Annotated in this window: 15 protein-coding genes; 9 read left to right on the top strand and 6 right to left on the bottom strand. The window is 72.0% G+C overall.

Translation table 11 applies throughout. From position 1 onward, the window contains the following. Nucleotides 1-32 precede the first annotated feature (32 nt). Entirely contained in the window at nt 33-332 is a 300-nt protein-coding gene (gatC, locus tag Aiant_RS15925; protein ID WP_185037567.1) for an Asp-tRNA(Asn)/Glu-tRNA(Gln) amidotransferase subunit GatC, read from the top strand. Between the two features lie 2 nt (nt 333-334). Then, nucleotides 335-1,798, top strand: coding sequence for an Asp-tRNA(Asn)/Glu-tRNA(Gln) amidotransferase subunit GatA (gatA, locus tag Aiant_RS15920; protein WP_189328758.1), 1,464 nt, complete (start codon nt 335-337; stop codon nt 1,796-1,798). Nucleotides 1,799-1,817: 19 nt separating this feature from the next. Here the strand turns inward: gatA and Aiant_RS15915 are convergent, their stop codons facing one another. Continuing rightward, nucleotides 1,818-3,263, bottom strand: a complete 1,446-nt coding sequence (locus Aiant_RS15915) for a M1 family metallopeptidase (protein ID WP_189328759.1) — start codon at nt 3,261-3,263, stop codon at nt 1,818-1,820. A 147-nt stretch (nt 3,264-3,410) separates the two neighbouring features. Between Aiant_RS15915 and gatB the strand changes: the two genes are divergently transcribed. Continuing rightward, nucleotides 3,411-4,910: an Asp-tRNA(Asn)/Glu-tRNA(Gln) amidotransferase subunit GatB gene (gatB, locus tag Aiant_RS15910; RefSeq protein WP_189328760.1), complete on the top strand. Its 1,500-nt coding sequence runs from the start codon at nt 3,411-3,413 to the stop codon at nt 4,908-4,910. Nucleotides 4,911-5,182: 272 nt separating this feature from the next. After that, on the top strand, nt 5,183-6,160 hold the full coding sequence (locus Aiant_RS15905) for a tetratricopeptide repeat protein (protein WP_189328761.1): 978 nt from the start codon (nt 5,183-5,185) through the stop codon (nt 6,158-6,160). Nucleotides 6,161-6,673: 513 nt separating this feature from the next. On the opposite strand, the gene Aiant_RS15900 is transcribed toward Aiant_RS15905, so the two are convergent. The 3 genes from Aiant_RS15900 to Aiant_RS15890 form a co-directional block, all read right to left on the bottom strand. Beyond that, nucleotides 6,674-8,284: a metallophosphoesterase family protein gene (locus Aiant_RS15900; protein WP_189328762.1), complete on the bottom strand. Its 1,611-nt coding sequence runs from the start codon at nt 8,282-8,284 to the stop codon at nt 6,674-6,676. 49 nt (nt 8,285-8,333) lie between these two features. Beyond that, nucleotides 8,334-9,497, bottom strand: a complete 1,164-nt coding sequence (locus Aiant_RS15895) for a PQQ-dependent sugar dehydrogenase (RefSeq protein ID WP_189328763.1) — start codon at nt 9,495-9,497, stop codon at nt 8,334-8,336. A gap of 70 nt (nt 9,498-9,567) precedes the next feature. Further along, nucleotides 9,568-9,969, bottom strand: a complete 402-nt coding sequence (locus tag Aiant_RS15890) for a PH domain-containing protein (RefSeq protein ID WP_229829837.1) — start codon at nt 9,967-9,969, stop codon at nt 9,568-9,570. Between the two features lie 209 nt (nt 9,970-10,178). On the opposite strand from Aiant_RS15890, the gene Aiant_RS15885 reads away from it, so the two are divergent. Next, nucleotides 10,179-12,782 (top strand): EAL domain-containing protein, encoded by a 2,604-nt coding sequence (locus tag Aiant_RS15885; protein ID WP_229829838.1) that lies wholly within the window; start codon nt 10,179-10,181, stop codon nt 12,780-12,782. A 78-nt stretch (nt 12,783-12,860) separates the two neighbouring features. Here the strand turns inward: Aiant_RS15885 and Aiant_RS15880 are convergent, their stop codons facing one another. After that, the gene (locus tag Aiant_RS15880; protein WP_189328972.1) at nt 12,861-13,883 is read right to left on the bottom strand and encodes a LacI family DNA-binding transcriptional regulator; all 1,023 of its coding nucleotides are present in this window, start codon (nt 13,881-13,883) and stop codon (nt 12,861-12,863) included. Nucleotides 13,884-14,118: 235 nt separating this feature from the next. On the opposite strand from Aiant_RS15880, the gene Aiant_RS15875 reads away from it, so the two are divergent. Continuing rightward, nucleotides 14,119-16,248, top strand: a complete 2,130-nt coding sequence (locus Aiant_RS15875; RefSeq protein WP_189328765.1) for a PKD domain-containing protein — start codon at nt 14,119-14,121, stop codon at nt 16,246-16,248. A gap of 34 nt (nt 16,249-16,282) precedes the next feature. On the opposite strand, the gene Aiant_RS15870 is transcribed toward Aiant_RS15875, so the two are convergent. After that, nucleotides 16,283-18,007 (bottom strand): AfsR/SARP family transcriptional regulator, encoded by a 1,725-nt coding sequence (locus Aiant_RS15870; RefSeq protein ID WP_189328766.1) that lies wholly within the window; start codon nt 18,005-18,007, stop codon nt 16,283-16,285. A 125-nt stretch (nt 18,008-18,132) separates the two neighbouring features. Between Aiant_RS15870 and Aiant_RS15865 the strand changes: the two genes are divergently transcribed. The 3 genes from Aiant_RS15865 to Aiant_RS15855 all read left to right on the top strand — a co-directional run bounded on the left by Aiant_RS15865 (nt 18,133) and on the right by Aiant_RS15855 (nt 26,461). Next, on the top strand, nt 18,133-19,806 hold the full coding sequence (locus Aiant_RS15865) for a multicopper oxidase family protein (protein ID WP_189328767.1): 1,674 nt from the start codon (nt 18,133-18,135) through the stop codon (nt 19,804-19,806). Continuing rightward, nucleotides 19,806-20,573 (top strand): hypothetical protein, encoded by a 768-nt coding sequence (locus tag Aiant_RS15860; protein ID WP_189328768.1) that lies wholly within the window; start codon nt 19,806-19,808, stop codon nt 20,571-20,573. The genes Aiant_RS15865 and Aiant_RS15860 overlap by 1 nt, the downstream gene beginning before the upstream one ends. A 200-nt stretch (nt 20,574-20,773) precedes the next feature. Beyond that, on the top strand, nt 20,774-26,461 hold the full coding sequence (locus tag Aiant_RS15855; RefSeq protein WP_189328769.1) for a peroxidase family protein: 5,688 nt from the start codon (nt 20,774-20,776) through the stop codon (nt 26,459-26,461). Nucleotides 26,462-26,592: the final 131 nt, after the last annotated feature.

Genomic DNA, 26,592 nt, shown 5'->3' with positions numbered 1-26,592 from the left:
AGGCAGACGCACAAACAGAACGAGGGGGCAGGATGGCCGCCATCTCCCGCGAAGAGGTAGCGCACCTGGCGCGCCTGTCGCGGCTCGCCGTGACCGAAGAGGAGCTCGATCGATTCGCGGGGCAGCTCGACGTGATCCTGCAATCGGTCGCCCGGGTCGGTGAGGTGGCCGCGGAGGACATTCCGCCGACCTCGCACTCGGTGCCGCTGACCAACGTGTACCGCGACGACGTTCCCCAGCCGAGCCTCACGCAGGACGCCGCCCTCTCCGGGGCGCCGGATGCGTACGAGGGCCGGTTCCGGGTGCCGCGCATCCTGGACGAGGAGGACTGACCGTGAGCGACCTGACCAAGTTGAGCGCGGCCGCCCTGAGCGGGATGATCGCGAAGCGTGAGGTGTCGGCCGTCGAGGTCGCCACCGCCCACCTCGACCGGATCACGGCCGTCGAGGAGCGGGTGCACGCGTTCCTGCACGTGGACCGCGAGGGTGCGCTCGCCGCGGCGAAAAAGGTCGACGACGGTGAGATCACCGGCCCGCTGGCCGGGGTGCCGATCGCGGTGAAGGACGTGGTGACCACCAAGGGCATCCCGACCACCGCCGCGTCGAAGATCCTCGAGGGCTGGAAACCGCCGTACGACGCGACCATCGTCGAGCGGCTCAAGGCCGCCGGCATGCCGATCCTCGGCAAGACCAACATGGACGAGTTCGCGATGGGCTCGTCCACCGAGTACTCGGCGTACGGCCCGACGAACAACCCGTGGGACCTGGGCCGGATCCCGGGCGGATCCGGTGGCGGCTCGGCCGCGGCGCTCGCGGCCTACGAGGCCCCGCTCGCGATCGGCACCGACACCGGTGGCTCGATCCGCCAGCCCGGCGCGGTCACCGGCACGGTCGGCGCCAAGCCGACGTACGGCGGCACCTCCCGGTACGGCCTGATCGCCTTCTCGTCGTCCCTCGACACCCCGGGCCCGTGCGCCCGCACCGTCGAGGACACCGCCCTGCTGCACGCGGTGATCGCCGGCCACGACCCGCGCGACTCCACCTCGATCGCGCAGCCGGTGCCGGACGTGGTCGCCGCCGCCCGCCGCGGCCTGCAGGGCGACCTGACCGGCGTGAAGCTCGGCATCGTCAAGGAGTTCGCCGGTGACGGCTCCGAGCCGGGCGTCGTGGCCGCGTTCAAGGAGTCCCTGGAGGCGCTGGTCAAGCTGGGTGCCGAGGTCGTCGAGGTGTCCTGCCCGCACTTCCAGTACGCCCTCCCGGCCTACTACCTGATCGCCCCCAGCGAGTGCTCGTCCAACCTGGCCCGCTTCGACGGCGTGCGCTACGGCCTGCGCGCCGGCGACGACGGCCAGCACTCGCTCGAGGAGGTCATGTCGCTGACCCGCGAGGCCGGCTTCGGCCCGGAGGTCAAGCGCCGGATCATCATCGGCACGTACGCGCTGTCCAGCGGCTACTACGACGCCTACTACGGTCAGGCGCAGAAGGTCCGGACGCTGATCACCCGCGACTTCGAGGCCGCCTTCGAGAAGGTGGACGTGCTGGTCTCGCCGACCACGCCGTTCGTCGCGTTCCCGTTCGGCTCGCGGACCAGCGACCCGTACCAGATGTACCTGGCCGACCTGTTCACCATCCCGACGAACCTGTACGGCGGCCCGGCCATCTCGGTCCCGTGCGGTCTCTCCGAGGGGCTGCCGGTCGGCTTCCAGATCATGGCCCCGACCTTGGCCGACGACCGGATGTACCGGGTCGCCGGCGCCCTGGAGTCCGCGGTCGGCACGTTCACCCCGCCGGCGCTCTGAGTCCGGAGACCCCGGCGGCTCACGCCGGGGTCTTCGGGGAGTCCAGCCAGGCGTTGATGAGCTTGCTGAAGTCCTTGCCGGTGTTCGTCCTGACGAAGGCGATGAAGGCCGCCCGGTCCTGGTTGGTGCCCCGGTGCTCGGCCACCCAGGCCTGCATCAGCGCGAAGAACTTCTTGTCTCCGAGCGCGTCGTTCAGTTCCTTCAGCATCGCCGCCCCGCAGAGGTAGACGTTGCTCTCGGCGAAGTTGGCGGCCTTCGGCTTGCCGGGCGGGCCGACCTTCTTGCGCAGCTCGGCGTCCCGCTGGCGGAGGAAGACCTCCAGCTGGGCGTCGCTGAACTTCTGCACCTTCTGCTCGTACAGGAACTGGATGTACTGCGCGAAGCCCTCGTTGAGCCACAGGTCGGTCCAGGTGGCCGGGGTGACCGCGTCGCCGAACCACTGGTGGGCGTACTCGTGGGCCAGGGTCTCCTCGAAGAAGGCCGGATCCCACTTCAGCGACCGGCCCATGCTCAGCATCTGCTGGGTCTCCATCGCCGAGATCGAGCCGTTCATCAGGGCGCCGGCCGTCTCGAACGGGTACTTGCCGAGCTTCTGCTCCAGCCAGGTGAGGATCTCCGGCGACTTCTTCAGCGACGTCAGCAGCTTGTCGTCGGTCTTCGGCAGCACCCAGTAGGTCAGCGGCAGCCCGTGCGGGCCGGTCTGCGTCACCTTCTTGTACTTGTCCACGGCCAGCGTGGTCAGGTACGCGGCCACCGGCACCTTCGAGGTGTAGTGGTACGTGTTCCCCTCGACCGGCCCGGGCGTGCCGCTCGCCGCCGCGGCCCAGCCGGCCGGGACGGTCACCGCGATGTCGTACAGCGCCTTGTCGGAGACCAGTTCGTTGGCGGGGTACCAGGTCATCGCGCCCCACGGCTCCTGCATGGTCCAGATGCCGCCGTTCTTGGCCGGGCGCAGGCCCACGCCCTCCTTGGCGTCGTCGCGGTGCGACGGGAAGCTGACCTCCTTGGGCGTGCCGTGGTAGTCGACCACCAGGGTGACGGGCTGATCGGCGACGAGCGTGGCCGGCACGGTGAGCTTCTGCTCGGCAATGGTGAAAGACGCCGAGGAGTCGTCCACGGTCACCTTGTCGACGGTCAGGTTCGCGAAGTCGAGGCTGATCTCGGTGGCTGCGGCGACCGGGCGCAGGCGGATCGTCGCGGTGCCGGTGAGCAGCTTCTTCGGGGGCTGCCAGTCGAGCTTCAGGTCGTACCCGAGAATGTCGATCTTCGGGTTGCCGTGCTCGGGATAGAGCGTGTCGGCGACCGGGGTGGAGCGACCGGCCGCCCAGGCCGCGTAGTCGGCGGCGGGAGCGGCGGGCGGCGCGGACGACGGCTCGGTCGCCGGCGCGGGTTTCTCCGGGTCATCCGTGCACGCCGCGCACAGGACCGTCGCGGCGAGGGCCACTACGGCGAGAAATCGATGCATGACCAGACGCTATCGCGAAGATCCTTCGCCGTGGGGGGGGCGTGCGTAAACCCCCCGACGGAGCGTCATACCGGGCGACTAGGCTAGTCCGGTAGTCCGACAACCCGATGCCATGTCCGATGTTGCAGTGAGCCGGAGCCGAAGCACATGACCACGATCGCGCTGCCGTCCTACGACGACGCCCTGAGCCGTTACGAGCCGGTCATCGGCCTGGAGACGCACGTCGAGCTGGGCACCCAGACCAAGATGTTCTGTGGCTGCAAGACCGACTTCGGCGCCGAGCCGAACACTCAGGTCTGCCCGGTCTGCCTGGCCCTGCCCGGCGCGCTCCCGGTGATGAACCGGGCCGCCATCGAGGCCACGATCCGGATCGGCCTCGCGCTGAACTGTGACATCGCGCAGTGGTGCCGGATGGCCCGGAAGAACTACTTCTACCCGGACATGCCGAAGAACTTCCAGACGTCGCAGTACGACGAGCCGCTCTGCGTGGACGGTTACGTCGACGTCACCGTGGACGGCAAGGAGTACCGGATCGGCATCGAGCGGGTGCACATCGAGGAGGACACCGGCAAGACGCTGCACGTCGGCGGCGCCACCGGTCGCATCCACGGCGCCACCGAGTCGCTCGTCGACTACAACCGGGCCGGCATCCCGCTCGTCGAGATCGTCACCAAGCCGGTCCCCGGGCTCGGCGCGCTCGCTCCCGAGGTCGCCAAGGCCTACGTCGCCGAGCTGCGCGACATCATCCGCGCGCTGGGCGTCTCCGACGTCCGGATGGAGCAGGGCTCGATGCGCTGCGACGTCAACACCTCGCTGAACAGGCCGGGCGAGGAGTGGGGCACCCGCACCGAGACCAAGAACGTGAACTCGCTGCGCTCCGTCGAGCGCGCGGTCCGCTCCGAGGTCATCCGCCAGGCCGGGATCCTCGACGAGGGCGGCCGGATCTTCCAGGAGACCCGGCACTTCCACGAGGACCGGGGCGACACCAGCCCGGGCCGCTCCAAGGAGACCGCGACCGACTACCGCTACTTCCCCGAGCCCGACCTGGTCCCGATCGCGCCGGACCCGGCGTGGGTCGCCCAGCTCAAGGCCGAGCTGCCGGAGAAGCCGAGCGTCAAGCGGGCCCGTCTGCGCGAGGACTGGGGCATCTCCGAGGTCGAGATGCAGTCGGCGGTCAACGCCGGCGCCATCGAGCTGATCGAGGAGACCATCGCGGCCGGCGCCTCCCCGGCCGGCGCCCGCAAGTGGTGGCTGGGCGAGCTGGCCCGCCGCTCCAACGAGCTGGGCATCGAGCTGTCGTCCGTGGGCGCGACCCCGGCCCAGGTCGCCGAGCTGCAGAAACTGGTCGACGACGGCAAGCTCAACGACAAGCTCGCCCGGCAGGTGCTGGAGGGCGTGGTGGCCGGCGAGGGCTCGCCGACCGAGGTGATGGCCGCCCGCGGCCTCGAGGTGGTCTCCGACACCGGCGCGCTGCAGACCGCGGTCGACGAGGCCATCGCCGCGAACCCGGACATCGCCGCCAAGATCCGTGACGGCAAGGTCGCCGCGGCGGGTGCGCTGGTGGGCGCGGTCATGAAGACCACGCGAGGCCAGGCCGACGCCAAGACCGTCCGCGACTTGATCCTGTCCCGGCTCGGCGCTTCCTGATTTTTTTCGTACGTTCACCGCCCGGTCCCGTGGCTCCACGGGGCCGGGCGGTGCCGTTCCGGACAATCGTGGCGGTCGATTAGAGTCGGCGGTCGTTCGCCCATCTCGATGACCGGGAACCCGCCATGACCGACGTCCCACCGTCCAGCCCCGGCGCCACACCCGTTCCCGAGTCCTCCGCGCCACCCGCGGCGACCACACCTGTCCCGGTCACGCCTGTCTCGCCCTCGGCTGTCCCGCGGGCGCCTGGTTCGACGGCTTTGCCCGGGCCGATGGCAGGGCCGGCCCCGGAGGTCCCCGCGTGGCCCGCGCCCTCCGGCCTGCCCGCCGCACCGCCGGCCCCTTACGTCGCCGAGACGCCGGTCCTGCCGATGCCCTACGCGCCGCCGGAGCCGCACGCCGCGACCGTGCCCGACGCGGCCCACTGGCGGGCCGAAGGGGAGCAGCCGCTGGTCGCCGCCGCCCACGTCGCCGTGCACGAGGAACGATTCGCGGACGCGGTCCGCCTGCTGGAGGAGTTCCTGCGGGAGTACCCGGCGGATGCCCGGGCCTGGCACCGGCTCGCCGGGGCGCGGATCGGGCTCGGCCACCATGTGGCGGCGCTGGCAGCCGCCGACCAGTCCCTGGAACGGGAGCCCGACAGCGCCGCGGGGCACCGGATGCGTGCGCTCGCCCTCTACTACCTGCGCCGTATCGCCGAGGCGGAACAGTCCGCGACCCGATCGGCCGAGCTGGACCCGAGCAGCGCGGACGGTCACGCACTGCTCGCCGAGTTGCTGAACCAGCAGGGCCGTACCGAAGCCGCCGTGGCCGCCGCCCGGATCGCCTTGACCATTGCCCCCGGCCATCCGGCGGCCCTGCGCGTGATCGCCGCGGATACGTCGTCGCTCGTTCGCGTACTGCCGCTCGTCACGGCCGGCGCGTTCCCGGCCGCGCTGGTGCTCGGCGTCCTGGCGCTGGCGCTGGCCGGCTCGCCCCCGGCCGCGATCTACGGCGCCTTCGCCGCGGTGGCCGTCCTGCCCCTGTTCGCCGCGATCCTCCGCTGGGCGGTCGGCAGCCGCGGCCTGGTGCTCCGGCCCCTCCCGGGCGGCGCCTTCGTGGCCACACCCATCCTCGCGTCGGCCTTCGCCACCGTCCCCGTCCTCCTGGCCGGCACCCACCTGCCCGGCGCGATCTTCGTGCCGCTCCTGACCGCCGTCCTGTCCGCCGCCTTCACCGCCGGCCTCTACCAACGGCGCCCAAACCGCTGATCGTCCGCGCGCCCGGGTCGCTGACCGCCCCACGCCCGGACCATCCTGTGCCCGGACCATCCTGTGCCCGGACCGGTGACCGCTGGCGCGCCGGGGTCGCTGACCGCCCCACGCCTGGACCGTCCTGTGCCCGGACCATCCTGTGCCTGGACCGCTGACCGCCGGCCCGCCGGGGTCGCTGACCGCCGGCCCGCCGGGTCGCTGCCCGCCCGGCGCCCGGATCGTCGTGTGCCCGGATCATCCTGTGCCCGGACTGCTGACCGCTGGTGCGCCGGGGTCGCTGCCCGCCCCGCGCCCGGATCGTCCTGTGCCCGGACCATTCTGTGCCTGGACCGCTGACCGCTGGTGCGCCGGGGTCGCTGACCGCCCCACGCCTGGACCGTCCTGTGCCCGGACCGCTGACCGCCAGCGCGCCGGATCGCTGAGCGGCCACGCCGGGATTGCTGAGCGCCCTCACCCCGAGCTGCTGACCGCCCCACCCTGACCTGCTGACCGACCACCCACCGGCCGCGGTCAGCGGCTCGGCTGGCTCACCGGCGTCGAGGAAGCCCCGGAAGCCGGCGTAGGCGTAGGCGCCTCGTCCCCCAGCCCGATCACCTTCCGCTGCATCTCGACGTTGGACTGCCCGGTACCACCCAGCTGGATGTCGTCGTAGGCCTTCAACGTGTGGTTCTCGTCGAAGTACAGCACCGACAGCGACAGCGGCGTCGGCTCCTCGTGCTCCAGCCCGCGCAACCCGGCCCCGCCGGTGGAACCCTCGACCATCAACCGGGTCGGCATCGGCCCCTCCACCGCCCCGCTGGACGGCGACGGCGAGGGCGACGGCGAGGCCGACGCGTCCGGTGTCGGCGCCGCCGGGGCCGGCAGCATCGCGACCGAGCGGGCGTGTCTGTGCCCGGCCAGGACCAGCGGCACCACGCCGGACAGCGGTGGCGCCATCTCCGGGTCGTGGACCAGGGCGATGTCCACCTTCTTGCCGGAGTCGCGGATCGTGGTGGCCAGCCGCTCGCCGGTGGCGGTGAGCAGCTCGGTGCCGGAGTTGTCGCCGGCCTTGTTGGTCTCGCTCTTGTCCGGGGTGAACTGCGGGTCGCCGATCCCGGCGATGGTCACCCCGTCCACCGTGGTGATCTTGTCGTCCAGCACGATCGCGTTGCGCTGGCGGGCCACCGCGGACTGGATGCTGATCGAGTCGTGGTTGCCGCGCACATAGATGTACGGCACCTTGATCGACGGGATCGACGCGGCGAAGCCCGTCTCGGCGCTGCTGCCCCAGTCGACCATGTCGCCGGTGTCGATCACCGCGTCGATGTCGAAGGTCTCCACCACGGTGCGGATCAGGCCCCACGAGGCCGGGTTCAGATGCAGGTCGGACACGTGCAGGATGCGGGTGGTGTTGCCGGCCGGCTCGTAGACCGGCAGCGCCGACACGGTGGTGTAGATCCGGCTCACGTTGCTGACGATCTGCTGGAGCTGCTCGGCGTACCGCCCGTAGTTGTCCGCGATCCGCCGGGCGTCACCGACCACGGCCGGCGCGTTGACCAGCAAGCCCTCGTAACGTGGCTCGCTGATCGCGTCCGGCCGGACGGTGGCCGCGGCCAGGGCGATGCTGCCGGTGCTGGCGACCAGCGCGGTCAGCCCGGCCGCGGCGGTGCGCCGCACGTTGCGGAAGATCAGGGCGGCGGCCAGGATCGCGCTCAGCACGGCCAGCCCGACCATCCGCAGCGCCAGGCGGGTCACCCCGGCGGTGACCTCGTCGACCGCGCGGTCGCCGGCCGAGCTGATCGCCGTCGGGTTGTCGATCAGCTCCTCGGTGCGGCTCTGGTCGAGCGAGCCGAGCGCCACCTTCAGGTGCAGGGTGCCCCGATGGCTGTCCAGGTGCAGCGAGCCGAGCGGCGGGATGTCCACCTCGGTGCCGCCGGCCAGGCTGGGGCTGATCGACATCTCGGCGCGGAACGGTCCCACGTTGATCCCGGCGTGCGCGAACAGCATCACCCCGATCATCGCGGCGGTGAGGCTGACGACCCCGACCGCGGCGGCAACCCGGACGCGCCGGAACCAGCGGTGCCGCCACACCCGGGCGGACCGGGCGGCCAGGGCGTGCAGGCGTCCGGAGAGATCACTCATCGCGGCTCACCTGCCCCGCCCCGGCTCGCGTGAAACAGTCATGACCGTCTCAGCTCCGGCCGGCGCCGCCGTCCGAGAAGACGAGCCTGATCAGGCGGTCGTCCTCCGGATCCGGCTCGCCGGCGTCCTCCTGGTTGGAGGTGCTCACCCAGAGCGAGCCGTCCGGTGCGGCGACCAGCGCGCGCAGCCGGCCGTACTTGTCGGTGAGCAGCTCCTGCGCCTTGCCCAGGACGGTGCCGTTGCCGGTGACGTCGATCATGTAGATGCGTTTGCCGAGCAGGCAGGCGGTGGCCACCAGGGTGTCCAGGGTTGCCACCCCGCCGCACGAGGACTGGTCGGTCGGCCAGCTCATCAGCGGGTTGACGAATTTCTTGCCGGTGGCGGCGCCGTCGGCCTTCGGCCAGCCGTAGTTCTTACCCTTCTGCACCACGTTCAGCTCGCTGAACTTGGGCTGGGTGTTCTCGGTGGCGAACATCCGCTTGGTCTTGTCCCAGGTCAGGCCCTGCACGTTGCGGTGGCCGGAGGACCAGACCAGCGACGTCGGCACCGGGTTGCCCGGTGCGGGCTTGCCGGCCGTGGTCATCCGCAGGATCTTGCCGCCGAGGCTTTTCGGATCCTGCGCCTGGGCGCCGGCCGGGGTGCCGTCGCCGGTGCCGGCGTACAGAAAGCCGTCCGGGCCGAAGGCCAGGGCCCCGCCGTTCTGCTGGACGGAGCGGGGGATGCCGGTGACGATCGGCTGCACCGGCTTGCCCAGCACCAGCTTGCCGACGCGGTTGTCGGTGGCGGTGGAGTAGTAGACGAAGACGGTCTTGTCGGACGCGTATTTCGGCGAGACGGCGATGCCGAGCAGGCCGCCGTCGCCGGAGGCGCGCACCTCGGCGAGCCGGGCCGCCTCGCCGACCTGGAGGCCGTCGGCGTCCGACCCGGGGCCCACCTTCAGGATCCGGGCCGTGTCCCGCTCGGTGACCAGGGCCGACCCGTCCGGCAGGAAGGCGATGCCCCAGGGCACGTCGAGACCCTTGGCCAGCACGGTGACGGCGACCTCCTGCTCGCCACCGGGACTGGCGCTCGCGGTGGCGGCGATCGACGGCCCCGGCAGGTTCGGCGCGGTGCCGGCCTGGTCGGGCCCGGGTGGGCCGAAGCTGCACCCCGAGGTCAGCGCCAGCACGACGGCGCATGTCGCGACCGCGGCACGGCCCCGGCGGGAACGCACGGCTGAACCACCCCCTAGCTTGTCTGCCGACCAGGGTAACCGTGGCCCCTGACAGTTCCCGGGGAGCCGGTTACGACTCCGCGTCGGCGGCGTCGGCGGCGTCCTCGTCGGCCGGGGCCTTGCCCGCCGCGGCCAGCACCAGCGACAGGTTCTCCCGGGTGACGGCGGTCAGCCGGATCACATTGCCGTTGTCCAGCAGGGCGGACACCCGGCCGCGCTGGTCCGGGGCGAGCTCGACGATCCGGCTCCAGGGCACCACGTTGCCGCCGAACAGGGCGCGGACCCGCAGCCGGTCGGGGTAGACGTCGGTGCCGGCCCGCCAGGCCCAGGCGAACACGACGATCGGGATCAGCAGCACCGGAGCGAACGTCCAGGAAACGCCGGCCAGGGGCACGGCGCCGACGAACGCGATCACGGCGGCCACCAGAGCGGTGCCGGACTTGCGGACGCGGACTACGGGACGCTGGCTCACGTTCCCATCCTCCCACCCGACCGGTGCGGGTTTTCCACAGGCCCGAGTTGACCGGCGTCCGTCCATGGTCGACGATCCGGGAAGAGGCCGATTTCCTACCGACCCGTAACCTACCCCGCCCGCCGTCGTTGGGCGGGTGCAACGACCTCTTGTTCCGCCCCCGCCCGCCGGGAGCCGCCTTCCCCGGGCACGAACGCAGAGGACTTGTCGTGGCTGTGCCCCGGGACACCGGCCGGCTGGTGCTTCTCACCGTCGCACCGCTGGCAGCGCTGGTGCTGTTCGCCGGCGCCGCCGGCCTGCTGCCCGGCCCGGTCGCGCTGGCCCTCGCGGTCGGCGTCACCGGTCTCTGCGCCACGGCCTATCTGGTCGACACGGCGCTCGCCATCCACCACACCGAGCGGGCCTTCGCCGCCTGCCGGGGCGCCGGTTTCGTCGGGATGGGCGCGCTGGCCACCGCACTTACCGTGCTGGTCCCGTGGTGGTCCCCGGCCGGCACGGTCACCTGGGTGAGCGTGGGCCTGGGGGTCGCCGCCGGGTGCTACGTGGTGGGCGCCGCGCTGCTGCCCGGCGCCGCGCGGACCTGGCCGGTCCGGCTGCGCCGCGGGTTCGACGGCCTGGGGCTCGGCGTCAGCCTCGGCTTCGCGGCCTACCTGATTCCGCCCGACGGGCAGCCCCGCCCGGCCGCGCTGCCGGCCCTGCTGATCACCGCGGCCGGTGTCTCGATCGTGACCGTGGTGGTGCTGCGGGCCCGGCCCCGCCCCGTGCCCGCGGTCTGGTGCGGCCTCGGGGCGGCGGTGGTGCTGATCGCGCTCGCTGCGCTGGCCGAGGTGCTGGCGCTGGGCGTGACCGGACCGGCCGTGCCGTTGCTGGGTCTGCCGATGGTGGCCGGCCTGGCCGCGGCCGCCGCCGGTGGCTCCCGCCGCGACCTGCCGCCACCGCCCGCGACGCCGCGCAACCCGGATCAGTACCTGGCGAGTTATCCGCTGCTCGGCATCCCGGCCGCGGTCGGCGTGATCGCCGCGGCCTGGCACCTGCTGACCGGGCCGGGCTTCGACACCGAGGCGATCGTCTTCGGCCTGGTGATGGTCACCGTGCTGGTCCTGCGCGAGCTACTGGTGGTCCACGACATCCGGCGGTACGCGGGCCGGTTGCGGGTGGCCGAGGCGCACTTCCGTTCGCTGGTCGCCGGCGCCACCGACCTCACCCTGGTGCTCGACGAGCGGCTCACCGTGCAGTGGCAGTCGCCCGCCGCGGCCCGGTTGTTCGGGCTGCGCGACGCCGAGGTGGTCGGCCGGCCGTTCCCGGAGCTGATCCACCCGGAGGACACCGAGGACGCGCTCGCGGTGATCGGCTCGGTCCTCGCCGGTGAGCACGACGGCGGTCCGCCGGTGCTGGTCAACGCCCGGATGCGGGACGGCACCCGGCTCTGGCGGGACACCGAGTCGACCATCTCCGACCAGCGCGCGGTGCCCGAGGTGGCCGCGCTGGTGGTGCACGTGCGGGACGTCGGCGAGCGCCGGCACCTGGAGCGCACGCTGCACAAACTGGCGTTCCTGGACCAGCTCACCGGCCTGGCCAACCGGCGGGCGCTGATGCGGGACCTGCACACCTTCCACGAGCGGCCCGGCCGGCGCGGCACCCTGCTGGTGGTCGACCTGCACGGGCTGGCCGAGGTGAACGACACCCGCGGCCGCGAGGTCGGCGACGCGGTGCTGACCGAGGTGGCCCGCCGGCTGCGCGGGCTGACCGGCGGCGAGGACGTGCCGGCCCGGCTCGGCGGCGACGAGTTCGCGGTGCTCACCCCGGACTCGGCGGTGCAGGCTTACGCGCTGGCCACCCGGATCGTGGCCGTCCTCGGCGAGCCCTGCCGGCTGCCCGGTGCCGACGTCATCCTGCACACCACGGTGGGCCTGGCCGAGCTGGCCGACTCGGCCGACCCGGACGAGGTGCTGCGGCACGCCGACCTGGCCCGGCAGCGGGCCCGCCAGCTCGGCCGGGACCGGGTGGAGTGGTACGACCCGGACGTCGAGCTCCAGCTGCACCGCCGGATGGAGCTGGAACGGCAGCTGCTCGGCGCGGCCGGCCGGGGCGAGCTGGACCTGGTCTTCCAGCCGGTGACCGGGTTGCGGGACGGCCATCCGGCCGGGGTCGAGGCGCTGCTGCGCTGGCGGCACCCGGAGCTCGGCACGATCATGCCGGGCGAGTTCCTGCCGATCGCCGCGGCGCTGGGCGTCACCGCCGAGCTGGACGAGTGGGCGCTGGACGCGGCCTGCCGGCAACTGAGCGGCTGGGCCGGCGGCGACGAGGACTTCTGGCTGGCGGTCAACATTCGACCCAAGGAGTTGCTCACCGCCCGTTTCCCCGAGCAGGTGAGCACTACGCTGCGCCGGCACGGCATCGCCCCGGAGCGGCTGGTCGTCGAGGTCGCCGAGACCTGGATCGCCGAGGACGTGCCGGCCGTGGTGGCGGCGCTGACCGGGCTGCGGCGCCTCGGCGTGCGGGCCGCGCTGGACGACTTCGGCTCCGGCCAGACGTCGCTGGCACACCTGCGGCGGTTGCCGGTGGACATGCTGAAGCTGAACGCGTCGCTGGCCGGCGAGGCGTCCGAGGCGGGCGTGTTGCAGGTGGTGGTCGGGCTGGCCCGGCGGCTCGGGCTGGAGATCGTGGCGAAGGGACTGGAGACGCCGGAGCAGATCGAGCGGGCGCTCGCGGCGGGGTGCCGGCTCGGGCAGGGTTTCGCGCTGGCCAACCCGGCGCCGGCCGAGCGCATCGAGGCGTACCTGGAAAGCCATCGCGCGGACCGCGGCCGATGAGCGCGCCGCGCGCCCAAAAGATCAAAGACGCCGGATCAAATGCTTACGGTACGGCGGGGAGCCCCGTGAAACCCCGGCTCAGGAGCGCGGTGGGGCGGTGCTCCCGCGCGGCGTCAGGTGCGCCGTCTGCGCCTTGACGTTCCCCACCTTCTTGCCGTCGATCGCGTTCAGCAGCTCCCGCGCGGCCTGCGCGCCGTAACCCGAGACGTCCCGGCTGAGCGCGGTCAGCGACGGGTGCACCAGGCTGCACAGCGGCGAGTCGTCCCAGGCCACGATCGACAGGTCGCCCGGCACGGACAGCCCCATCTCCTGCGCCACGGCCAGCCCGGCCACCGCCATCACGTCGTTGTCATAGATGATCGCGGTCGGCCGGTCGCCGCCGATCAGCAGCCGCCGGGTGGCCCGGCTGCCCTCCTCGCCGGTGTAATCGGCCGGCACGGTCACCGCGTCGCCCAGCCCCAGCGACGCGCAGACGTCGTTGAACGCGCTCGTGCGGACCTGGGTATGCAGCAGGTCGGGCATGCCGCTGACCCGGGCGATCCGGGAGTGGCCGAGCGCCACCAGGTAGCGCACCGCCTCGGTGATCGCGCCGCCGTCGTCGGACCAGATCTGGGTCACCCCGCCGGCGTCGCCGGAGCCGCCGAGCACGACGGCGGGCAGCTGGAGCTGCTGGAGCACCGGCATGCGGATGTCGTGCTCGCGGAGGTCGGTGACGATCACGCCGTCGATCCGGCGCTCGCCCCACCAGCGGCGGTAGACCTCCACCTCCTGCTCCGGGGTGGCCACCACCTGGAGCGTCAGGGCGTAGGACTGTGCGCCGAGCTCGGCCTCGAAACCGCTGATCAGGCCCATGAACCAGGGCTCGATGCCGAGGATCCGGGCGGGCCGGCAGAGGGTCAGGCCGACGGCGCGGGCCCGTGCCCCGGAGAGCGCGCGGGCGGCGCTGTTGGCGTTGAAGCCGATCTCCTGCGCGATGGCGAGGATCCGTTTGCGGGTGGCCTCGGAGACACCGGGCTGCCCGTTCAAGGCGTAGGACACGGCGCCTTTGGACACGCCCGCTCGCCGGGCGATGTCGGCGATCGTGGGCCGTTTCAAACTCAGTCTCCTCAGGTCCCGCCGAGTTTAGCCAGCCGACGTGTGTAGTGAGTGTACTTGACCGGTTAAGTCGGCGGGAGATCAATCGAGAACCCTCTCGGGGGCGTCGTCGGGTAAGCCTTACGGATTTCCGGCCCCAAGGGATTTGCCAGAGAGGACTCAGGAATCACTCAGTTTTCCGAGAGCCGGTCCTCGGTCCGGCCCGTCAAGGTGGCGCACCTTGACAAAACCGAGGAGTCCGATGAAAAACCATCTGCTGCGATGGTCGATCACCGCCGGGGTGACGCTGGCGGTTGTCGCGCCGCTCGCGGGGAGCGCCAACGCCACCGTGGTCACTCCGCCGACCGCCCGCGACGGCCGGCTCACCCAGGTCGGCCCGATCGCCGAGCACGGCTTCCCCTCCTGGTACCGGGACAGCACCGGCGCCCGCCTGGAGGCCTGCACGACCCTGGACGACCCGCTCTGCGCCACCCTGCCGGACGAGGTGCCCAACCCCGACCTGCCGGTCTCCTACCCGGACAACTTCCCGGGCGAGTTCTTCTACCAGCTGGTCGACGCCACGCTGACCCTCAACGACGGTTCCAAGGCCGTGATCGGCCTGAACGTCGAGGGTGCCTGGGCCAACGACGCGGTCGTGCCGGGTGACCAGATGGTCTTCGGCCGGGTCCGCATCCGGTTCCCGGCCGCCGCCGGCAAGCGGTTCCGGATCACCCATCCGTACGGCATCGACGACCTCACCGCCGACGACAAGGGCGTCCGGATGACCGAGGACGCCGGCACCACGCCCGGCGCGTTCGGCCAGGTGCTGAACGGCCGGGTCGGCCCGTTCCTGAAGTGGGACCCGTCGGTCGGCCCGGCCGCCCCGGCCGGCTACACCGGCGACCCGGGCGTCGAGCACAAGGTGGTCGGCAGCCCGTACGGCACCAACTTCGTGCGGATCGAGGAGCTCGACCCGCGGACCGGCGCGACGCTCTCCCAGGTCGGCTTCACCGACACCTTCAGCGTCCAGGGCCGGTACGCCACCAACGCCGGCGTCGACGTCGACCAGGCCACCTACACCACCGGCTCGGACGGCAAGGGCGTGGTCGAGGTGTACGCCACCAGCGAGCCCGACCAGGTCATCGAGGTCGCCAACAACCCGGCGCTCGGCATTCGCGGCACCCGGCTGCGCGGCTCGGGCGACGGTCACTACTACGGCCGGTTCCCGCTGACCGGGTCGCTGCCGGCGAACCCCACCATCGAGGTGGTCAACGCCCAGGACCGCCCGATGGCCAAGAAGACCCGCAAGCTGGTCGACGTCGTGCAGGTCACCAAGGCCGAGTACGACGCCGACGCGGAGACCCTGACCGTGGCCGCGAGCAGCAGCGACCGGGACGACACCCCGGGCGTGCTGAGCGTGACCGGGTACGGCCCGATCACCGGTCAGCCGTTCACCGGCGTGAAGGCGCCCCCGGCCGCGATCACCGTGACCTCGTCGAGCGGCGGCGTCGCCACCGCGTCCCTGACCGGCTCGGGTGCCGTGTTCGGCCCGGGTGTTCCGGTCGCCGGGGCCACCGCGGACCGGACCTCGGTGGTCAACCAGGTCGTCAAGCTGGACGGCACCGGGTCGACCGGCGAGATCGACTCGTACCGGTGGACCCAGACCGCCGGCCCGGCGGTGACCCTGACCGGCGGCACCACGGCGTCGGCGTCGTTCGTGCCGACCGAGCCCGGTGACTACGCGTTCCAGCTGATCGTGACCGGTCCGGGCGGCGAGGGCCTGCCGGCCACGGTGTCCGTGACGGTGACCGCGGCCGCCACGCCGACCGCGGAGGCCGGAGCGGACCAGACCGTGGTCCGCGGCAAGGCGGTCACCCTGGACGGGTCCGCGTCGACCGGAGTCGAGACGTACGCCTGGAAGCAGGTGTCCGGCCCGGCCGTGACCCTCGTGGGCGCCGCCTCGGCGAAGCCGGGCTTCACCTTCCCGGTGCAGGCGCTGCCCGCGTCGCCCGGCCCGAACGCCACCTTCGTCTACAACAACGACCCGGTGGTGCTCGAGCTGACCGTGACCAACCCGAGCGGCGCCACCACCGACCGGGTCACCGTCCGGCCGGCGGCGGAGAGCTTCCCCGGTGGGATCACGACCCGTTACCGGACCGGGAACAACGAATGGCGGATCAGCGGCACCAGCAGCCTGATCGCCGGGCAGCGGATCACCGCGGTGCTGGGTGACACCCTCACCGGCCGGGTGATCGGGACCGGCCCGGTGGACGCCACCGGCGCGTTCAGCATCCGGGTCACCGGCCCGCAGCCGGGCGCGGTCCGGACGATCAGCCTGGTCACCTCGACCGGCGGGGTGGCGCTCGCCCAGGCGGTCACCGTCACCAACTAGGCACCCGGCACGGCAATACTGGCGGCGGTCTCCCTCAGGAGGCCGCCGCCAACTGTTTGCGCAGGTAGATCCCGGTCGCGGCGGAGACCTGAGCGGCCACGGCCTCGCGCACCAGCGTGCTCGCGTGCCCGACCTGCCCGTTCGGGCCCTCGCTCAGCAGGCACGCGTGCACGAGGGCGTCGACGGCGGCCAGCACGTCGGTGACCGGCTGCCCGGTGAGCGTCGCCAGCTCGGCGGCGCCCAGGTCGCCGAGCACCGCGGTGACCCGCAGCACCTCCCAGGCCAGCGACGGCATCCACTCGGTACGCCGGCGGGCGATCTGCATGGCCACCGCGCTCGCCACCTCGTGCGACCGCCGGGCCACCGCGACCAGGGCCGGGATCCCGCCGGTCAGCTCACGCAGGCCGGGGTCGCCGAGCGGCGCCAGTTCCTCGGCGGTGAGCGGGCTGAGCCGCAGCACCACCGGGGTGCCCAGCCCGGCGACCGGCCGCCCGGCGATCTGCGACGGGTACTCGTAGGCCAGCACCAGCCGCAGCGCCGGGCAGTGCCGGCTCAGCCAGGCCAGCTCCGCGACGCTGGCCGCGTCCAGGTCCCGGGCGTCGTCGACGGCCAGGTAGACCTGCTCGGCTCGGTCGAAGGTGGTCGCGATCAGTTCCAGGGCGGCCTGGTCCAGCGGCTGGTCGGGCTGCGCCCGCTCGACCGCCTCGATCGCCTCGGGCTTCGCGTCCAGGTCGGTCAGCGCGCTGCGCAGCCAGGCCAGGCGCAGCACGCCGACGGCCGGCCCGGCGTCCCCGATCCCGACCCGGCCCGGCGCGTGCCGGCCCAGCTCGGTCAGGAACGCCGACTTGCCGGTGCCGCTCGGCCCGACGATGTGCACCACCGGAGGCGTCTCCGGCTCCAGCATCAGACGGATCTCGGCGACCCGGCCCAGGAAACGCTCGCTGGGCACGACCGGGACGTGCGGCGCGGGGGCGGCGACCGGCGGCGGGGCCGGCGGTGGCGCCTCGGTCGACCGGCTGGCCAGCACCTCCCGCTTGATCTGGGCCAGCTCGGCCGAGGGCGCCACGCCCAGCTCGCTGTCCAGCACCTGCCGGCAGCGCTCGAAGATGCGCAGCGCGTCGTCCGGGCGGCCCATCGCCACCGCCGCGGTCATCGCGGCCTGATAGCTGGACTCCAGGAACGGGTTGAGCTCGATCGCCTCCTGGGCCAGCCGCAGCGAGCGCGGGGCGTCCTGGGCGAGGGCCGCGTCGGCCAGCTTGAGCAGGGCGTTCACCGCGGCGACGGAGACCTCGGCGCGGACCGGGTCGGCCCAGTCGGCGTACGGGTCCTCCGGGAACGGCAGCTCCCGGGCCAGCTCCAGGATCTGCTCGTGCACCGGCAGCCGCTGCTCGCCGGGCGGCAGCGAGTCCAGCTTGCGCAGCAGCTGCCGCAGGTCGGCCAGGTCGAGACAGGCGCGGCCGGTGTCGAACAGGTAGCCGCCGCTGCGGGTCACGATGAACCAGTTCGCCGGGGAGCCCTGCGGCTGAAGCCGGCGGCGGATCACCGAGACGTAGTGCTCCAGCGCGCCCGCGTGGTTGCCCGGCAGGTCCTCGCCCCACACCGCGTCGGCCAGCGCGTCCTTCGACTGGATCCGGTCGTGCCGGGCGGCCAGCACGGCCAGCACCTGACGGGCACGGCGCGGCAGCTCACCGGCGGGCAGCACAGCGCCCGCACCGTCGGTGACGGTGAGTTGTCCAAGAACGCTGACGCGCAGTCCCACGTTCTGGAGATCGCCCGATCCGCGCCGGACTTGAGAAGACGACCTCAGCATCGCCAACGGAACCCCTCAGTGCGTGTTTCTACGGTGCTGATCCCTGTGCAAGCCATGCGAAGAAGAGGTGACCGATGGCACGTGGGAGTCTGAGCCGGCGCGACCTGTTGAAGGGCGCGCTGGCGGTCGGTGGCGGTGGCTTGATCGTGATGACCGCCGGCGGCGAGGCGCTGGGGCTGTCCAGCAAGCTCTCGTCCAAGAACATGCCCACGCCGTACACGAACCTGTTCCGCCGGCCGCCGGTGCTGATGCCGGCCGAGGAGGGCGTGGACGAGAAGGGCCCGTTCCAGAAGTACCGGCTCACCCAGAAGCTCGGACGCGCGAGCATCCTCCCCGGCCTGACCACCACGATCGCCGGTTACAACGGCATCTTCCCGGGCCCGACCATCCGGGTGCAGCAGGGCACCCGGACCGAGGTCCGGATCTGCAACGCCCTGCCGAGCACGAACACGCTCAACGGCCGTCCGTTCAGCACCGTCACCCACCTGCACGGCTCCGCCTCTCTGCCGCAGTACGACGGGTACGCCAATGATCAGACAAAACCCGGTCAGGTGAAGCGATACAAGTACCCGAACTGGCAGCAGGGACGGACCCTTTGGTACCACGATCACAACCATGGGGACACCGCGCAGAACGTGTACGCCGGCCTGGCCGCCCAGTACCACCTGAAAGATCCCTACGAGACGGCGCAATTGCCGCAGGGTGAGTTCGACGTGCCGCTGATCGTCAGCGACATCTCGTTCAACGCCGACGGCTCGGCGTCCTTCGAGCCGGACGGCAACGCCGGCTACATGGGCGACGTCATTCTGGTCAACGGCGTGCCGTGGCCGAAGATGAAGGTCAAGCCGCGGGTGTACCGGTTCCGGGTGCTGGCGGCCACCATCTCCCGGTCCTTCCGGTTCGCGCTGAGCACCGGCGAGCCGTTCTACGTGGTGGGCAACGACGCCGGCATGACGCCGAAGGTGAACGCCGTGCAGTCCTGGCGGCAGGGCGGCGCCGAGCGCTACGAGGTGCTGATCGACTTCCGGAAGTACAAGGTCGGCCAGAAGATCGAGTTGCAGAACCTGAGCAACAAGAACAACGTCGACTTCGCCAACACCGGCAAGATCATGCAGTTCGAGGTGGTCGCCGACTCCGGTCCGGCCGACACCTACCAGATCCCCACGGCGCTGGACCTGGGCCCGCAGCCGTTCGCCAACCGGGGCGCGATCGAGGTCAACAAGCTGACCCCGGACATGGCCACCGCCCGGCGCCGGCTGCGCGTGCAGCGCAAGAACAGCGAGTGGACCGTCAACGGGGAGACCTGGGCGGACGTCGAGCGCTCCGAGTTCACCCGGGTCCTGGGCAACCCCAAGCCGTACGACGTGGAGATCTGGGACCTGGTCAACGAGTCCGGCGGCTGGTTCCACTCGTTCCACATCCACCTGATCGACGCGCAGATCATCGCGCGCAACACCACCTCCAACGGCAAGGCGCATCCGTGGGAGGGCGGCGGCAAGGACGTCTTCTACCTGGGCGAGAACGAGACGGTCACGGCGCTCATGCAGTTCACCACCGGCGACGGCAACGCCGGCGGCCGGTACATGACGCACTGTCACAACCTGGTCCACGAGGACAGCGACATGATGATCCAGTTCGCGGTCGGTGACCTGGAGACCAACAATCCGATCACCGCGGACCCGGCCTGGGACGAGACCGAGGTCGAGGTTCCGGTGACCTACGCGCCCAGCTACCCGCTGGGCACCTGATGCCGGGCAAGCTGCGCGGGATCGCGCTGACGCTGGCCATGGTGCTGGTCGCGGTCGGCGTGGCGGCCTGGTCGGGTGGGTGGTTCGCCACGCCCCCGGCCGGGACGCCGGCGCAGGCCGCCACGATCAGTGACGACGCCGGGGACGACTGGGCCACCACCACGTTCGACGGGCCGATGGTGCGCAAACGGGCGGCGATCGCCGTGCACCCGGCCCGGGACGCCGACCGCGAGCACGTCCGCGCCGAGCTGCGCGCCGCGGCGAAGGCGGACGGCATCGGCGAGCTGACCGACGTGTCGTTCGCGGTCTTCAGCAAGGAGATGCTCACCTACCTGGTGCCGGAGGTCGCGGTCGTGCTGCCGGAGGGCGTCCCGGTGCAGCGCGCCGAGGCCTTCATGCGCGACCGTCAGCCGGGTGACGTGGCCTTCTACATCACCCAGAACGTGCTGGTGCACGACGTCACGTTCGCGGTGATGACCACCGGCGTGACGCCGGAGCAGGCCAAGCAGCGCGAGGACGCCGAGGGCATCCTGAGCGACTCGCTCAACCACTACGTGACCACCGTGCAGCCGGCCGGGCTGACCGTCGGCTACTTCGGGCCACTGCTCAGCGACGGGGAGATCGGCAAGGTCCGGGAGGCGATGGCGCGGGCGGCCGGGACCTCGGCCGATCGGGTGACCGTCTCGGCCACGTCGCCGGGGGAGGGTGTCGACCTCTCCAACGGCGTCCCCGAGCTCAATGCCACCGGAGAACATCAAGGACATTGACCGCGTTTTTGCGTACGGAAGCAGCAAGCGGACCGTGCGTGAAGCGGACAGCAAGTGAAGAACGCACCGGAAACAGGCCATCTCGCGAAGCGGGGTGGCCTGCTTCAGTTCGGCTAAAGCTGGACCTCAGCCGCCCATCCCAACATGTACGAAATTCCCGTGCTAAACGGGCATCTCGCGTCGTCCTGGGAGGGCGTCCGTTGCCGAAGCTCCGTTCCGTCGTCGTCATGGTGGCCATGCTGGTCACCGCGGTCCTGGTGGCGCCCGCCGCGCAGGCCGCACCGATCGGTCAGGGATTCACCGTCACCGAGGCCGATCTGGCCTACATCCTCAAGCAGATCAAGATCGCTGAGGCGCATGTCGCCAATACGACCAGCGCCACCGGCCCGTGTGGCGCGCTGCTCGGCACCGGACCCCACCAGCTGGCCAGCCCGCTGCTCTCGATGGGCCTGCGGACCGTGGACGGCAGCTGCAACCACCTGACGGCCGGCCAGGAGAAGTACGGCTCGTCGGACCAGACCTTCCCGCGCCTGGTCAAGGCCCAGTACCGCGGCGGCTACACCGGCGCGAACGCGGCCGACCCGCAGCCCCGCGTGATCAGCAACCTGATCGCCGACCAGAGCGCGGCCAACCCGGCCGCGGTCGCGGCGGCGCACGGCGGCGACCCGGCCGGCGGCATCCCGAACGTCACCCCGGACGCCGGGCTCTCCGCGCCCTACAACTCCTGGTTCACGCTGTTCGGGCAGTTCTTCGACCACGGCGTCGACCAGACGGTCAAGGGCAGCACCGCGGTGATCATCCCGCTCGCCGCCGACGACCCGCTGGTGATCAGCGAGCACCTGCCGCCCTCGCTGCGGTTCATGGTGCTCAGCCGGGCGGCCGGCGGCAGCGACGCGAAGAACACCGACACCCCCTACGTCGACAACTCGCAGACCTACACCTCGCACGCCGCCCACCAGGTCTTCCTGCGCGAGTACGACACCACCGCGCACGCCACCGGCCGGCTGCTCGGCGGCGCCGCGGGCGGCCTGCCCACCTGGGCCGACGTCAAGAACCAGGCTCTTTCCACCCTGGGCCTGCGTCTCACCGACGCGGACGCCCTGAACGTGCCGACGGTGTTGGCCGACGCGTACGGAAACTTCGTCCCCGGCCCGGCCCGCGGCCTCCCGCAGTACGTCACCAGCACCGGCCTGGTCGAGGGCGACACCGCCGCGCCGGTCGCGGTCCCGGCGAACGTGCTGCACTTCGACACGCCGTTCCTGACCGACATCGCGCACGCCGCCGACCCGTCCAAGCCGGGATACGACGCCGCGCTGCTCGACCAGCACTACATCGCCGGCGACGGCCGGGTCAACGAGAACATCGGCCTCACCGCGGTGCATCAGATCTTCCACTCCGAGCACAACCGCCTGGTCGGCGACATCGAGCGCATCGTCGGTTCTTCTGCTGAGTGGACCGGCACCCGCGTTTTCCAGGCCGCCAAGTTCATCAACGAGATGGAATACCAGCACCTGGTCTTCGAGGAGTTCGCCCGCAAGATCCAGCCGGCGATCAACCCGTTCCAGCCGTTCGCGTTCACCCAGGCCGAGCTCAACCCGGCGATCTACGCGGAGTTCGCGCACGCCGTCTACCGGTTCGGGCACTCGATGCTGACCGAGACGATCTCCCGGACCGCCGCCGACGGGAGCGACGACTCGCTGCCGTTGCTGGACGGCTTCCTCAACCCGGCCGCGTTCACCGACAACGGCACGCTCAGCCCGGAACAGGCCGCCGGCGAGGTGGTCACCGGGATGTCCCAGCAGGTCGGCAACGACATCGACGAGTTCGTCACCGACACGCTGCGCAACAAGCTGCTCGGGCTGCCCACCGACCTGGCCGCGATCAACATCGCCCGGGGCCGGTCGGAGGGGGTGCCGCCGCTCAACGTGTTCCGGCGGGCGCTGCACGACCGGACCAACGACGGGCGGCTCGCGCCGTACGTCAGCTGGGTCGACTTCGGGGAGAACCTGAAGCACCCGGCGTCGCTGGTGAACTTCATCGCGGCCTACGGAACAGACCCGTCGATCCGCGCGGCCTCCACCGTCGCCGCCAAGCGTGCGGCGGCGCAGCAGCTGATCGACTCGCCCGCCGGCGCCGACTTCATGAACGCACCCGCCTCGGCCTCCGGCGTCGACGACATCGACCTGTGGATCGGCGGGCTCGCCGAGACCAACCAGCCGTTCGGCGGCCTGCTCGGCAGCACCTTCGACTACGTCTTCGAGACCCAGCTGACCGCGCTGCAGAACGGCGACCGGCTCTACTACCTGGCCCGCACGCCCGGGATGAACCTGCGCGCCCAGCTCGAAGGCAACACCTTCGCCGAGATGATCATGCGGAACACCGGCGTGCAGGGGCTGCGGGCCGACTCGTTCGCCACCGCCGACTGCACGTACGACCTGTCCCGCCTCACCTTCTCCGGCAACCGCGTCCTCGACGACCCGCTCTCCGAGTGCGACGAGTCGGCGCAGCTGATCCGTCTCGCCGACGGCACCGTCAAGCAGCGCAACCGCTCCGCCGTCAACCCGCAGACGGTCTGGCTCGGCACCGAGGGCACCGACCGGGTCAGCGCCGGCAACGACAACGACACCGTCTGGGGCGCCGAGGGCGACGACGTGCTGGAGGGCGGCCCCGGCAACGACGCGGTGGTCGGCGGCGAGGGCGACGACATCATGACCGACGCCGGCGGTGACGACCTGCCCCGCGGCGGTCCCGGCAACGACGCCATCGACGCCGGTCCGGGCCTGGACATCGTGCTGGCCGGCGACGGCAAGGACTTCACCGACGGCGGCGCGAACGCGAACGAGACGTTCGCCGGCGAGGGCGACGACTTCGTGATCGCCGGGGACGGCGAGGACAGCGTCTGGGGCGACGCCGGCGACGACTGGGAGGAGGGCGGCAACTCGCCCGACCTGCTCCAGGGCGACAGCGGCAACCTGTTCTTCCTCGACGACTCCAACAAGCCCGGCAACGACGTGCTGATCGGGCAGGGCGGCGACGACGACTACGACATGGAGGGCGGCGACGACATCGGCGTCCAGGGCCCCGGTATCGAGAAGAACGCCGGCGGCTCGGGCTACGACTGGTCGATCGCCGGTTCGGAAAAGATCGACTCGGACCTGGCGTTGCCGCTCGCGCCGCTGGACGGCCTGACCATCGGCCTTCGGGACCGCTACAACGAGGTGGAAGCCCTCTCCGGCGGCACCCAGGACGACACCCTGCGCGGCGACGACCTCACCCCGTCCTCCGTCGGTGGCGGCGGCTTCCTCGGCTGCGACGCCCTGGACGCGGCCGGCGTCGCCCGGATCCACGGCCTCGACCAGGTCGTCACGTCGCTGACCACGCCGGTCTCGGCGGTCGGCAACCAGACCGGCCGGCCCTGTGACCTGCACGGCAACGTCTGGGGCGCGGGCAACATCCTGCTCGGCGGGCCGGGCAACGACATCCTCCAGGGCCGCGGCGGCGACGACATCCTGGACGGCGACCGATACCTCACGGTCCGCCTCAGCGTCCGCGACGCGGACGGCACCGAGATCCGCTCGGCGCGGAGCATGTCCGAGCTCGAGGCCGACGTCTTCGCCGGCAAGATCAACCCCAAGGACATCTTTACGGTACGCGAGATCGCCACGTCCCCGGCCCGCGACGTCGACACCGCGGTCTTCGCCGGGAACCGGTCGGCCTACGCGATCACGCCGATCGCCGGCGGCGTCCAGGTCTCCGGGCCGGACGGCACCGACACGGTGCGCAACGTCGAGCTGCTCAAGTTCGACGACCAGACCGTGGACGTGACGGGGCTGTCCGCCTTCCTCGGTGTGTCGGCGTTCGCCGGCGACGGGTCGGCCACCCTGCTGATCACCGTGCCGGACGGCGCCGGACTGACCGGTCTGACCCTGCGGCGGACCAGCACGGCCGGGACCGTGGAGACGGCGCTGCCGGCCGGCACGCGGAACCTGGTGGTGGACGGGCTGAGCAACGGGGTGGCTTACACCTTCGCGGTGCGGGCCGAGACCGGGGCCGGGGCCGGGGCTTACAGCACGCCGTCGGCGGCGGTGACGCCGGTCGCCGGCACCGAGGGCGCCGACCCGGCGGAGCCCGCCGATCCCGCCGCCCCGGCGGAGCCCGCCGATCCCGCCGATCCCGCCGATCCCGCCGAGCCTGCCGGCCCGGCCGATCCCGCCGACCCGGCCGACCCGGCTGGCCCCGGCGGCGGCACCGAGCCTGGCGAAGGCACCGGGGTCGGCGAGGGGACCGAGACCGGTGACGGTGGTCCGGCCGTGACCGCAGACCCGACGACCGCGTCTCCCGTTATCACCACGCCCGCGCCGATCACTCCGCTTCCGACGATCCCCCTTCCGACGATCCCGCTTCCGACGATCCCGCTTCCGACGATCCCGCTTCCGACGATCCCGCTTCCGACCATTCCGGTTCCGGCCATCCCGGTTCCCACGATTCCGGTTCCGGCCATCCCCGTTCCGACGAATCCGGCTCCGAGGCGGCCCGTCACGCCGGTGGCTCCGGATGCTCCGGCCATCGGGGCGGCCACCGGTGGAGACGAGAGCGCCGTGGTGCGCTGGACCGCTCCGGCCAACGACGGCGGAACCCCGATCTACGGCTACGAGATCCAGGTCCTCGACGACGAGACCGGCATCGTGGTGGGCGTCGACGCGACCGGCCCGGACGCGACCGAACTGACCTTCACCGGCCTCACCAACGGCCTGCCCTACGCCTTCTGGGTCCGCGCGGTGAATGCCGCCGGCGCCAGCGAGTTCTCCGCCATCTCCAACCGCGTCATCCCGGCCCCGTCCACCACCAACCCCACCCCGTCCACCTCCTCCGGCACCGGCACCGGCACCGGCACCGGCACCGGCACCGGCTCCGGCACCGGCTCCGGTTCCGGCACTGGCTCCGGTTCCGGCACTGGCTCCGGTTCCGGCACTGGCTCCGGTTCCGGCACTGGCTCCGGCACCGGCTCCGGTAGCGGCACTGGCTCGGGCACTGGCTCCGGCACTGGCTCCGGCTCCGGTAGCGGCACTGGCTCCGGTAGCGGCACTGGCTCCGGCTCCGGTAGCGGCACCGGCTCCGGTAGCGGCACTGGGTCCGGCAGCGGCTCCGGCAATGGCGGCGGCACCGGCAACCCCGGCACGGGGCCCGGCCACCCGACCACGTCACCGACCCCGACCCCGACCGGTGGTCCAGTGACCACGCCCACCACCCCGACCACCCCGCCGACCACCGTCCGCACCGTCCCCGGCGCTGCCCGGATCGGCGTCCCGACCGCCGGCAAGTCCCTGACCGTGGTCCGCTGGACCGCCCCGGTCAGCAACGGCGGCTCCCCGATCCTGCGCTACGAGATCCGCGTCCTGGATGCCAAGAACCACCAGGTCGGCGCCCTCCGCACCGCCGCGGGCTCGGCATCCGCCCAGACCGTCACCCGCCTCACCAACGGCACCGCCTACCACTTCCAGGTCCGCGCCGTGAACCGCCTCGGCGCCGGCCCCTGGTCCGCCGTGACCAAGCCGGTCACCCCGCACACCACCCCGTCCGCCCCGCGCTCCCTGAAGGCCACCCCCGGCCGGCTCGGCGGCGCCGTCACGGCCACCCTCCGCTGGACCACCCCGTCCACCACCGGCGGCCTCTCGATCACCGGCTACCGCCTGACCGCCCAGCGCCTCACCGCCAAGGGCAAGCCCACCGGCGCCCCCGTGGTGATCACCTTCGCGGCCGCCACCCGGTCCACGACGTTCGTAGCCCCACCCGGCGTCCGCGCCACCACCCGCTACCGCTTCACCCTCCAGGCCGTCAACGCCGACGGCCCCAGCCCTTCCCGCTCCACCACCGCCCTGACCCGCTGACCGCTCTGGTCCGCTGACGACCGGCCCGAGCGCCGGTCACCCCGAACAGCGATGCCCGGCCTTCTCTCCGAAGGCCGGGCATCATCTGTTCCCACCACGAAGCCGCGTGCCAGGGCCACGGCCGCTGGTTG

The sequence above is a fragment of the Actinoplanes ianthinogenes genome (assembly GCF_018324205.1).
Lineage (GTDB): Bacteria > Actinomycetota > Actinomycetes > Mycobacteriales > Micromonosporaceae > Actinoplanes > Actinoplanes ianthinogenes.
The sequence above is the reverse complement of the archived record's forward strand: the minus strand, read 5'-3'. Positions and strand labels throughout refer to the sequence as shown.